This window comes from Gordonia sp. NPDC003424, from assembly GCF_053588655.1.
The window spans coordinates 1-11514 of the sequence record NZ_JBSFQJ010000038.1; the positions used below are offsets into that span (position 1 = coordinate 1).

Consider the following 11514-nt stretch of genomic DNA (forward strand, 5'->3'; position numbering starts at 1 on the left):
ACCACTTCACCGCCAACGCCCGCATCCGTTCCCGATCCGCCACCGCAACCTCCACAGGTCAGGGTGTTGCGTCGATCCCTTGAGTCCGGGCTACAGGTGATCTCGATGCGGCGCCTCGCAAGCTCGGAGCCTTCCTCGATCAGCGGGATGGGTGGCGCCACGCAAGCTCGGATACTCGATCAGCGGGAGGTGCGATCCTTCTGATCAGCCGAACCGATCCAAGCGTAACTGGAAGCCGAGCGCCGATAGATGCCTGCATGGTGACGGTCCCAGGTCAGTCGGAGTCATCCGACATCCCCCGCCGCGCCAACTCATTCGCATCGGCCCACCCGACAATGTCGCCGCGATTGATCGCCACAGCCAGCAGATCCGGAAACGCGTCAGGCGTGCACGCAAACGCCGGCACCCCGAGACCAGCTAGCGCCGCGGCGATCTCCCGGTCGAAGGCGGGCGCGCCCTCGTCGGAGAGTGCCAGCAGCACAACGACTTGCACGCCGTCACCCTTCACCTGCGCCACCCGCTTGAGCATCTCGTCGCGCACGCCGCCTTCGTAGAGGTCGGAGATGAGGACAAAGATGCTGTCGGTGGGGCGGGTGATGAGTGTCTGGCAGTAGGCGATGGCGCGGTTGATGTCGGTGCCGCCACCGAGGGTGGTGCCGAACAGTACGTCCACCGGGTCCTCGAGTTTGTCGGTGAGGTCGACGACCTCGGTGTCGAACACGACCAGCGACGTCCGCACCGAGCGCATCGTGGCGATGACGGCGCCGAAGATCGACGCGTAAACAATCGAATTCGCCATCGATCCGGATTGGTCGATGGCCAACACGATGTCCTTGGTGACCACCCGGGAACGCCGTCCATAGCCGACGAGTCGTTCGGGCACAACGGTCTTGTGCTCGGGCAGGTAGTTGTGCAGATTCCGTGCGATGGTGGCATTCCAGTCGACGTCGTGCAGCTTGGGGCGGTTGACGCGGGCGGCTTTGTCGAGCGCGGCACCGACGGCGCTGCGGGTGCGTTCGGCGACGCGGCGTTCCACCTCGTCGACGACCTTGCGCACCAACGCCCTTGCGGACGCCTTGGACTTCGCGGGGATCGCACGGCCCAGACCGATGAGCGTGGTCACCATGTCGATGTCCGGCTCGACACTGTCGAGCAGTTCCGGTTCGGTGAGCAGCGCATGCAGATTGAGGCGCTCCACCGCGTCGTGCTGCATCACCTGGACCACGGTGGACGGGAAGTAGGTGCGGATGTCCCCGAGCCAGCGGGCCACCGACGGCGCCGATTTTCCCAAGCCGCCCTTGCGATCTCCGCTGCTGTCGTAGAGGGCGCCGAGCGCACCGTCCATCGCGGAGTCGGCGCCACCGAGCGCCGGCAGCGACTCGGCGGCCGCGTCACCCAGGACAAGTCGCCAGCGGCGGCCGCGCTCGTCAGTGGTCTCGGTCATGGCAGCCCCAGGATTCCGGCGACGACGGCGACCGCCGGCGCGGCGAGCTCGGCGTCGAAAGTGGTGGTGGGCGCGGCAGCGACGGGAGCCTCACCCAGCGATGCGACCCGATTGCCGATGTTGCGGCGGACCCCGGCGTCGAACTCGCCGAAGGTTCTGCGCAGCAACGGGAGAACGTCAGTGAAGTCCTGGTCGCCGAGGCTGATCAGCCACCGATCGATGACGGCCAGCAGGTGACGATCGTGCACGAGCAGCAGCCCGCCGTCGCCGAGAAACCCCTCGATCCACTGCGCCTTGGCCACCGGCGTCGCCCCCGTGGACAGCGCCAGGCCGAGCCGTCGGGCGGCGTCGGCGGCGTCGATCTGCCCGCCGTCGAGCAGCAGTCGCGTCGCGCGTCCGACGAGTAGTCCGTTGACGTCGGACCGATTCGCGATCACCCGCACCGCGGCGGCCCACCGATCCCGATCTTCCTCGTCGAGCAGCGACACCGTCTGGTGCACGGCGTCGAGTCCGCGTTTGAACTCGGCGGCCGCATCGTCGTTGAGGTTGGAGATCGCCGCCGGCACGCCGACGCAGACACGCAGCAGCAACGACGACGCGACCGAGCCGAGCGCTGCGGTGTCGGTGCCGCGCACGTCACCGTAGCGTCGCGCTCGACCCAACGCCGGCAACGCCGACATCAGATGTAGCACATCGTGATCCACCGCCACCCGTTCATGAAGCGCGGTGAGTACCGGGGGTAGCGCGTCGGGCAGTTCGGCGAGCAGCGCCGCCTCCAGCGCCCCGGTGACCCGGTCGAGCGAGCCGCCCGAGCGAGCCTGGTCGATGACCTTGGCGGTGGCGGCGGCCGGCACCGTCGTCCCCCACACTGACGCCATCACCACGTCGATGACGAACTCTGGACGCCACCGCAGCGTCCAGCCCTCCTTGAACGTCCCTGTCCCCGACACCTCCAGCGGTGTACCCCACTCGACGCCGAGCACCGAGAGCCGATGCAGCAAGAGCGATTTGGCCTTGTCGGCGGGACGGCGCAGGTCGACGACGAGTTCGCGCGCGGTGGGCTCCACCTTGAGCCGCGCGGAGCGGGCGCTGGAGGTGAGATCGGCTTGCAGCGGCACCACCGGCGCGTCGTCGGGCACACCGCCGAGTCGTTCCCCGATGACCGCCTCGCGGTACATCAGGTCGGCGAGTGCGGAATCGCCCTGGCACATGACGGCGAGGGTGGCCTCGTTGATCTCGGTGAGCCCGGCCAGGGGTCGGCGACGCATCATCGCCAACGTGTCGGCCAGGCGCGCCGTCTCGATGATGTGGGCCGACGACACGTCGATGTCCTTGTCGCGCAACAGGGTGGCCTGGTGGATGAGCCAGCGGACGGTGACATCGTCGGGAGTGGTGAACAGATGGTGATACCAGCCGGGGGAGATCACCCCGGCGCCATACCCACCGGCCGCGGCCAGCCGGGAATGTGTCCACGGCACCCAGGCGAGTTTGCTGCGGACCTTCGGCATGCCGCGCAACAGCTTGCGGTCTGCGGTGGCGGGCGGCAGCTTCCCCGAGAGCGCCGGCGCATGCCAGGCGCCGCACACAACCGCGACCCGCTCCACCCCAGGGCGCTTGAGCGCCTTGCGCAGCGCCTGCCGCATGTGCGCTTCGCGTCGTCGTTCATGCACCTCCTCCGCGCTCGGCTCGCCGAGTTCGAAGGTTTCGGCCGCGGTACGCAGCGCCGCCATCGCTTCGGTGATGGCTGCGAAACCCGTTCCTTCACCGCGGGTTTCGATGACGTCATCCCACCAGCGTTCTGGGTCGTCGTAGCCGGCCGCTGCGGCCAGGGTGCCGATCGGGTCGGCGCGGCTCGGGGCGCGTGGCTCGTCGGCGGGTGCTTCGTCGCGGTGGGCGAGGACTTGCGAGGTGGGCAGGTCGCAGAATTCCACGGGGACTGCATTCTTCACGGCCCAGCGCATCGCCTGCCATTCGGGGGAGAACTCGGCGAACGGCCAGAACGCGGCCTTGGCCGGATTGTCGGCGGCGTAGCCGAGCACTGCCACCGGCGGCGCCATACCGGGATCGACCATCGCACCGATGAGGGGCGTCGCATCGGCCGGTCCCTCGATGAGCACCGCCTGCGGGCGGATGCGGTCGAGTTCGGCGAGCACCGCCCGCGCCGAACCGGGTCCGTGATGCCGGATCCCCAGCACGTACGTTCCCGGTTCGAGTGCGGTCTCGATCATCGACACGATCTCAGCGCAGCGCCCGGCGCGCGGCGCGGTAGAAGTCGGACCAGTCTTGTCGTTCCCGCACAACACTTTCCAGGTACTCGGTCCACACCACCGAGTCGGCCGCGGGATCCTTGATCACCGCACCCTGGATGCCTGCGGCGGTGTCGGCGGGGCGGAGCACGCCGTCGCCGAAGTGCGCCGACATCGCGATGCCGTGCGTGATCACCGAGATCGCCTCGGCGGTCGAGAGAGTGCCACTGGGCTGCTTCACCTTGGCGCGGCCATCCTCGGTGACGCCCGAACGCAGCTCCCGGAACACGGTGACCACCCGCCGGATCTCCTCGGCGGCCGACGGTAGGTCCGGCAGGTCCAGCGACGCGCCGAGTGCTGCCACCCGCTGGGTGACGATCGCGACCTCCTCGTCGGCGGTCGCCGGCAGCGGCAGCACGACGGTGTTGAACCGGCGGCGCAGCGCCGACGACAGGTCGTTGACACCGCGGTCGCGGTCGTTGGCCGTCGCGATGACACTGAATCCCTTGACCGCCTGCACCTCCATGCCGAGCTCGGGGATCGGCAGCGTCTTCTCCGAGAGGATGGTGATGAGGGCGTCCTGCACATCCGACGGGATGCGGGTGAGCTCCTCGAGGCGGGCGATCTTGCCCTGCTGCATCGCGGTCATGACCGGCGACGGCACCAGCGCCGCCGTCGACGGTCCCTCGGCGATGAGGCGCGCATAGTTCCAGCCGTACCGGATCGCCTCCTCCGGAGTGCCCGCCGTGCCCTGCACGAGCAACGTCGACGTCCCGCTGATCGCTGCGGAAAGATGCTCGGACACCCAGGTTTTCGCGGTGCCAGGGACCCCGAGCAACAGGAGTGCGCGGTCTGTGGCCAGGGTCGCGACGGCGACCTCCATCAGCCGTCGCGGCCCGATGTACTTCGGGGTGATCACGGTGCCGTCGTCGAGGTCGCCGCCGAGCAGATAGGTCACCACCGCGGCCGGGGAGAGCAACCAGTTCGACGGTCGGCTGCCGGTGTCCTGGCGGGCCAGGGCGGCCAGTTCGTCGGCGTAGAGCTGCTCGGCGTGCGGGCGCAGCAACTGCTCGTCGGTGATGCCGTCGGTCACGGGAGCTCCTTCTCGAGGACGGATCGGATGCGCAACGCCTCGCCGAGCGTCGCGAATTGGGTGGTGGCGGTCGGTGCGGAGTCGCGCATCGCGTCGACGCTCTGACGCCAGCCGTCGGTGGCAGGCAACCCCGTGGACATCAGGCTGATGATCTGGGCGGCTGCCGGCGAGACGAAACGTGTGCCGGACAGCTCGGCCTGCACCATACGAACAGCACTGCGGCACAGAGCATCCGGCCACGGACCTGGGAGTGCCCGCAGTGCCGCGAGTTTGAGCGGGCCGGGCAGGGTGGCGAACGCCTCGACGATGTGGCGCTCGTCGGCGACCGCGAGAACCTCTGACCTCACCGCCGGATGAGCGAGCAAGGCGTTCGCCCATGGGCGGTTGAGATGGGTGACCGCCGCCGCACACAACGCCGCGACGAACTCGGTCTCACCGGGGTCGATGGTGGCGACGACGGCGTCCGGGGACATCGCGAAGTACTCTTCCCATCGGTTCGGTGGAACGCGGGACACCAACTGCGACAGCACATACGCGCCGATGCCCACACCGCGGGATGCCTTGAGGACGATGCCGTCGCGGGCGAGCGTGGCGGCCGGATTCGCGGGCAGGGTGACCACGATGCGCTGCCCGCGCGAACGTGTCTGCGAGAGTCGGAGACACGCCGCAGCAGCCTGAAAAAGCCTGTCCTGCAATGCCGATCCCTCGATGGCGTCGAGCAACGACGCCGCGGCGGTGCGGACACTCTTGCGCCGGTCGTCGAGCACACCCTCCAGGAACGCCTCGTCGCGGGCCGACAGGTTATGCCGCAGTGCCGTGATGAGGAGTTCACGGTCATCGCCGGACTCCGCGGCCCAGGTCTGGACGAGCAGGTCCAGCGCCGCCTGCGGATCACGGTCGCGCAGCGCAGCCAGGTAGTCGCGACGTTCCTCGGGGTGCCCGTGTGACCAGGTGGAGTCGTCGGGAAGCGTGGTCGACGCGGCCGTGGGCAGCACGGCGCCGAGTTCGGGTGCGTACTGCGCGAGCCAGCGTCCGCGCGGTCCGACGATCCGTGCCACCGTCTCGCGGATCGCCACATCGCGGGCGGTGCGGGCGAGGAGCGCGGGCAGCAAGGTCGGCGGGGGCTGAACTGTGCTGTGCGCCAGGAGGGTCAGGCACCAGTCGGCCAGACGTGGAGTGAGCTCCATCGCCCGTATCACGTAGGTTGCCGCCAGCTCCGGCATCGGGGGGCGTGGGTCGTCGGGGGCGGGTGGGATCGGTTCGGCCACCACGGTATCCGCGCCGACCGATTGGTGTGCCACGGCGGTCAGCGCGGCGATGGTCAGCGTGGTGACGACCGGGTCTGTGGTCTCGGTGGGGAGATGTTGGGCTATCACGGGGTCGATGTCGTCGGTGGTGACCGGACGGGTGCGGACGCCGACCAGCGCTGCGGACACGGTGTCCTCCCAGGTGCTCACAGTCCGATCACCCGCTCGCCGGTGATCACCGAGATCGCGTCGATACCGCGCATGCCGAGTTCGCCGAACAGCCGTAGTTCGGCGCCCGCCGTCGCCGCCAGCAGCAGCGCCCACCGGTCGGCGATGTCGGGCAGAGCGAGTGCGGTGCCGGTGGCGTCGATGATGGCGGGTGTGTCGTCGGCGGTGCGGGCGAGTCTCCCGCTGATCACGACCGGACAGGTCAGCGCCCATGGGTCGTCGGCGATGATGCGGGCGCGACGTCGTCGTGCGGCGGGGATGTCTCCGATGGGCACCGTGTCCACCAAGTCGGCGGTCGGTGGAGGTGGCGTCTCCGATGGCGCGGCGTCGTCGTAGAGGCAGCGAAGTTCGGGCATCCCGGGGTAGAAATGCATTGGCGCAGTGAGGGAGTGGCCGGTGACCGGTCGGTTCGGGAGGAGTCCTCCGGTGGGTGCGTAATCCAGGATCATGCCGAACCGACGGGTCGTGGCGCCCCAAATCCACGTGCGACGGCTCTGCAGGTGATCCTCCTCGGTCTCCCGGCGCCCCAGCACCAGCCAGGTGTCCGAGACACCCGGTGTGGCGAGCACATCTGCTTTGGCAACGGGATAGCCGACGTGGCGGCGGACGGTGCGGGCGAGACCGTCGGGCAGCTCGTCGATGCGTTGATGTGCGGTGCAAAGCGACCAGATTCGGCCGTACTCTTCGAGTAGCTGTTCCGGCCAGTCGACGGCGTCGCCCGAGTACCCGGAGACCAGCGCCGGCAACCGGCGGATGCGGGCGGCCAAGCCGGGGGCCTGCGCGTCGACGAGCCGCGCGGCGACCGCGTCGAACTTTTGGTAGGTGTCCACCTCGGAACCGGCCAGCCCGAGACCGACCTGATCGGTGAGCCAGAGCTGGAGTTCGTCGATGCCCCCGCGCACCCGGTCCACGCGCGCCGCGGCCGTCTTCGCGGCGCGCTCGGGATCCTTGGCCGGGGCTGGCGCATCCGGTTTCTGTTCGGCGCGTGCGGTCCGGCCCGCTAGCCACGCGGCTGCAGACTCCGACGGGGTGTCGGCGTCGAGAACCTCTCCCTGACTCCACAGCAGCAACAGGCCCAAGGCGTGCTTGCACGGGAACTTCCGGGACGGGCAGGAGCACTTGTACGCGGGGCCACCCAGGTCGACGATCGTCTGGTACGGCTGGGTGCCGCTGCCCTCGCCCCAGAGCACGGCGGCCGTGGCGCCGGTCTGACGCCACCGCGTGGGGGTGGCGAGCTTGTCGCCCGCTCGCACCGACGCCACATCCGGCGCCAGCGCCCGGATCTGGTCGGCCGACCATCTGTCCGCCATGAGACCAATCAACCACAGGGCTCCGACATCCCCTTATTGTGGCGCCGTTCGGGTGGTGCTCAGGTGGGAATCGACGGACCGTTCTACCTCCGCCACCGCCAGAGACGCCGTCAATGGCTCGAGCGTGTCCAGATACATCGCAGCCAGAAACTCCGACTCGACCGCAACCCCTCGAATGTGTTCGGTCTGGCCGCGATTGACCACCTCGTCGACCGAACTCTCGAAGTCATCGATCGCTCCGACCCGATCGAGCCACACCCGCTTGTCTTCTCGCTCCTGGATTCCCGCGACCACCGCACGATACTCCGCAAAGGCGTTGAGCCGCTCCAGAATCCCTTCCGCGCGACGATCAAGGGCTCTGGCCTTCTCGATGTAGGCACCGATGACGTCGGCGTCGCTGCGGAGGTGCAGGGCGGCCGCACTCGCGGTGATCGCTGTTACCTGTGCCTCGAGGTCGAGCCGAACGTGGTGGTCGTCGAAGAGCGGCCACTGCCACAACGGGTAGGCGTGGATACGTGCGGCGATCACGCCGGCGAGGAAGGCGAACTGGCCGAGCGTCTGTGTGCGCATCGCCTGTAGCTCCGACTTCTCGTCGTCGCTGAGTCGATAGATCCGCTGAAGGCGACCACGCCCGCATCTCGTCTGTCTCCTCATGCTCGGGCGGGTCGACGAACGGCAGCCAACTCATGCCGACGGCCCGGTTCCGCAGGGTGAAATCACGTCCACGCCACACGTCGAGGGCGAGCATGACGTGGCCGTGTGCCTCGCCGTCGTCGAGGCGGTCGAACGGGGTCAGGTTAGGCACGCAAACAGTCGTGTTCCTGCGGCCGATGGGGGCGTAACGTCAGCAGAGCACTCTCTCAACGACGCGAGGTGGCGCCATGCGTCATGCGGCAACACACCTGGTCATAATCGCAGCCGCGGCGGTGATCGCACTCCTCTGCGGCGGGCTGGCGAATGCCGTACCGCCACCGTCGGCATTCGCGCCGGTGAATCGGCCCGGACCAGCGCTCAGTGTTCCGCAACGCACCCTCGATCAAGCACTCGTCTGCAAGGGCGCGGGGAGCACTCCCGGCCGCGAACAGGTCTTGCTGTTGCCGGGTTCATCGACGACACCCGAGCAGTCGTATGGCTGGAACCTCATCCCCGCCTTCGACGCGCTCGGCATCCCGTACTGCACGCTCACGGTGCCGAAGTCGACCACCGGCGATATCCAGGTGGCCGGGGAGTACGTCGTGCACGCTATCCGGACGCTGCATGCACGGTCGGGGAAGCGGGTGGAGATCGTCGGTTGGAGTCAGGGCGGTGGACCGATGCCGCGGTGGGCGCTGCGTTGGTGGCAGGACACCCGGCCGATGGTCGACAATCTGATCGGCGTCGAGCCGCCCAACCGCGGGACCGCCACGGGTCCATTGTTCGGGTGCACGATTGTCGCGATCGTCTGCCCGCCGTCGACGTGGCAGCAGATGGACTCGTCGAACTTCGTCGCGGCCATGAACTCGGGCCAGATGACCTTCCCGCAGGTGCGCTACACGGTCATCTACAACCAGATCAGCAATGTCGTGCAGCCGAACCTCAATGGCTACGCCTCCGCGCTGCCGCCCGGGCCGAACGTGACCAATATTGCGCTGCAGGACTTTTGCGGCGGCTGGGCGACCATCGCGCCCGACCACGCGGTGACGATGGGTTCTCCCGCGACACTGGCCCTGGTGCTCGACACCCTGGCACACCCGGGTGTCGTCGCCGACCCGGACCGCGTCGATCGACGCGTGTGCGCGCAGCAGCTCGGCTCTCCCTACGTGTCCGCGGCCACCCAGCTCAGCGCAATCGCACAGATCTACGCCAACGCCTTCCGCGTCGCCCCGCTCTACAACGTGCCGGCCGAACCACCGTTGCGCTGCTACGTCTATGCGGTGACGGCCCGGCCCACGCACTGCGCGGCGTAGCTTCGTCTGTCGGGGTGGGCGCGTACCCTCACGCCCATCACACGGTGTGCGGCGCGATAGCCGCACCGACTTTATGCAGGGGAGGAGCCCACCAGTGCCGCAGACGATCCCCGAGCACCCCCGATTCGCCGCCGGCAGCGAGGAAGTCGTGTGGAATCTGCTGCGCGACCAACTGTTCGACGAAGATCTCCTCATCTCCGGGCAGCGGGTCACCGACCACGACAAGGACCACGAGATCGACATCGTCGTCGCGATCGACGGTGCCGGCATCGCGTCGCTGGAGATCAAGGGCGGCGAGGTGTGGCACGACGGCGACTCGTGGTGGCAGAAGCGCACCGGCGAGCCGGACAAGCGCATTGATCCGGTCGAGCAAGTACGAGCGGCGAGCTACGCGCTGCGTGAGTATGTCACCGACGACCCACGATGGACGCAGGGACTGCTGCGCTGGGATCACTTCGTGGTGCTGCCGCATTCCGTGGTGCCCAAGGACTTCGCGTTGCCCGACTGCCCGCGCTGGAAGGTCATCGACCGCACCCAGCTCGACCAGCTGATGCCGTTGGTACGCAACGTCCTCCTGCAGAAGCGGGGCGACTTCCAGGCCATCGACGCCACCGGCGTCGCGCAGCTGCGTACCGTGCTCGGCGGGCGCGGACTACCGCAGCGCGACGTGGTGGCCCGGGCCATGGAGCACGAGGACGCCGCCGATGCCCTCACCACCCAGCAGGCCGTCATCCTCGGTGCGATCGGCAAGCTGTCCCGTGTCGAGATTCGCGGCGGGGCGGGCAGCGGCAAGACCTTCCTGGCCATCGAGCAGGCGCGGCGACTCTCTAAATCCGGCAAACGGGTTGCGCTGGTGTGCTATTCGCATGGTCTGGCATCGTATCTGGAGCGGTTGACGGCGACATGGTCGCGCCGGGCGCAACTCGCCTACGTCGGCGAGTTCCACGACCTCGGCGTCACGTGGGGTGCGCCCACCGGTCCCGACGAACTCGACCGATCGACGGAGGCGGCGCAGTTCTGGGAGGTCGATCTGCCGCAGCGAATGCTCGAACTCGCCGAACAACTGCCACCCGGGCAGCGGTTCGACGCGATCGTGATCGACGAGGCCCAGGACTTCGCCGACGAATGGTGGAAGCCGATCCTGGCCTGTCTGCGCGACGAGGAGGACAGCGGACTCTACGTGTTCAGCGACGAAGCCCAACGCGTTTTCGACCGCCAGGGATCGCCGGCCGTGCCCCTGGTGCCGCTGATCCTGGACCACAACCTCCGCAACACCCGGCAGATCGCGACGACGTTCAGTCCGCTTGTCGGACAACAGATGCAGCTGCGCGGCGGCGAGGGGCCCGCCGTGCGTTTCCTCGCGTGCAGCTCCGAGGATGCACTCGGTGTTGCCGACGACCAGATCGACCCGCTGCTCGAGGAAGGGTGGCGGCCCGAGGACATCGCGCTGCTCACCACGGGCAGCCGACATCCCGAGCAAGTCGAGCGGCAGGAGCAGGGAAACAAGGCGTACTGGGCCACGTTCTGGGACGACGAGCAGGTGTTCTACGGCCACGTCCTCGGCTTCAAGGGGCTGGAGCGGCGGGTCGTCGTACTGGCGTTGAACGAGTCGAAACCGCGGGAGCGGTCGAAAGAGCGCCTGTACGTGGGACTTTCGCGTGCCCGGGATCAGCTGGTGGTGTGTGGTGACCCGGACTTCGTGCGGGAGGTCGGGGGTCCGGATGTGGCGTCTCGGTTGGGATTGTGATCAGCGGGTGATCCCGGACTGCGATCGTCACTTCTCACGAGCTGCCGACTTCGAAAATCGTTGGCATGCAGCTTCACCTGATGTTCCGAGAATCGCGCCAATGGCGCTCTTGTCACTCGGCCACCGATATCGGATTACACCGCTTGGGAACTGAGAGTTAAAGCTGTTTCGGTAATAGGGTGTGTCACTAACATCCAATTAAGCTGCCCTGCTCGATAATTGATGTATGAATGCAGAACCGAAACGTCGCAGC

Annotated in this window: 8 protein-coding genes; 2 read left to right on the forward strand and 6 right to left on the reverse strand. The window is 68.0% G+C overall.

The window, feature by feature from the left end:
• Positions 1–274: 274 nt before the first annotated feature.
• Genes ACWDTI_RS27155 through ACWDTI_RS27180 form a run of 6 tightly spaced genes read right to left on the reverse strand, consistent with a single transcriptional unit; the run spans position 275 to position 8138 of the window.
• Positions 275–1444 carry a vWA domain-containing protein gene (locus ACWDTI_RS27155; protein ID WP_449741250.1) on the reverse strand — a complete coding sequence of 390 codons (1170 nt, stop codon included), beginning with the start codon at positions 1442–1444 and terminating at the stop codon, positions 275–277.
• Positions 1441–3672 (reverse strand): DUF5682 family protein, encoded by a 2232-nt coding sequence (locus tag ACWDTI_RS27160; RefSeq protein WP_449741251.1) that lies wholly within the window; start codon positions 3670–3672, stop codon positions 1441–1443. Before ACWDTI_RS27160 ends, ACWDTI_RS27155 begins: the two co-directional genes overlap by 4 nt.
• Positions 3673–3682: 10 nt before the next feature.
• Positions 3683–4783 carry an ATP-binding protein gene (locus ACWDTI_RS27165; RefSeq protein WP_449741252.1) on the reverse strand — a complete coding sequence of 367 codons (1101 nt, stop codon included), beginning with the start codon at positions 4781–4783 and terminating at the stop codon, positions 3683–3685.
• Entirely contained in the window at positions 4780–6240 is a 1461-nt protein-coding gene (locus tag ACWDTI_RS27170; RefSeq protein ID WP_449741253.1) for a DUF5691 domain-containing protein, read from the reverse strand. Before ACWDTI_RS27170 ends, ACWDTI_RS27165 begins: the two co-directional genes overlap by 4 nt.
• On the reverse strand, positions 6237–7568 hold the full coding sequence (locus tag ACWDTI_RS27175) for an SWIM zinc finger family protein (RefSeq protein WP_449741254.1): 1332 nt from the start codon (positions 7566–7568) through the stop codon (positions 6237–6239). The genes ACWDTI_RS27170 and ACWDTI_RS27175 overlap by 4 nt, the downstream gene beginning before the upstream one ends.
• A gap of 33 nt (positions 7569–7601) precedes the next feature.
• Positions 7602–8138 carry a hypothetical protein gene (locus tag ACWDTI_RS27180; protein ID WP_449741255.1) on the reverse strand — a complete coding sequence of 179 codons (537 nt, stop codon included), beginning with the start codon at positions 8136–8138 and terminating at the stop codon, positions 7602–7604.
• 311 nt (positions 8139–8449) lie between these two features.
• Between ACWDTI_RS27180 and ACWDTI_RS27185 the strand changes: the two genes are divergently transcribed.
• Positions 8450–9514: an esterase/lipase family protein gene (locus ACWDTI_RS27185; protein ID WP_449741256.1), complete on the forward strand. Its 1065-nt coding sequence runs from the start codon at positions 8450–8452 to the stop codon at positions 9512–9514.
• Positions 9515–9608: 94 nt separating this feature from the next.
• Positions 9609–11261, forward strand: a complete 1653-nt coding sequence (locus tag ACWDTI_RS27190) for an NERD domain-containing protein (RefSeq protein ID WP_449741257.1) — start codon at positions 9609–9611, stop codon at positions 11259–11261.
• The last annotated feature ends 253 nt before the right edge of the window (positions 11262–11514 follow it).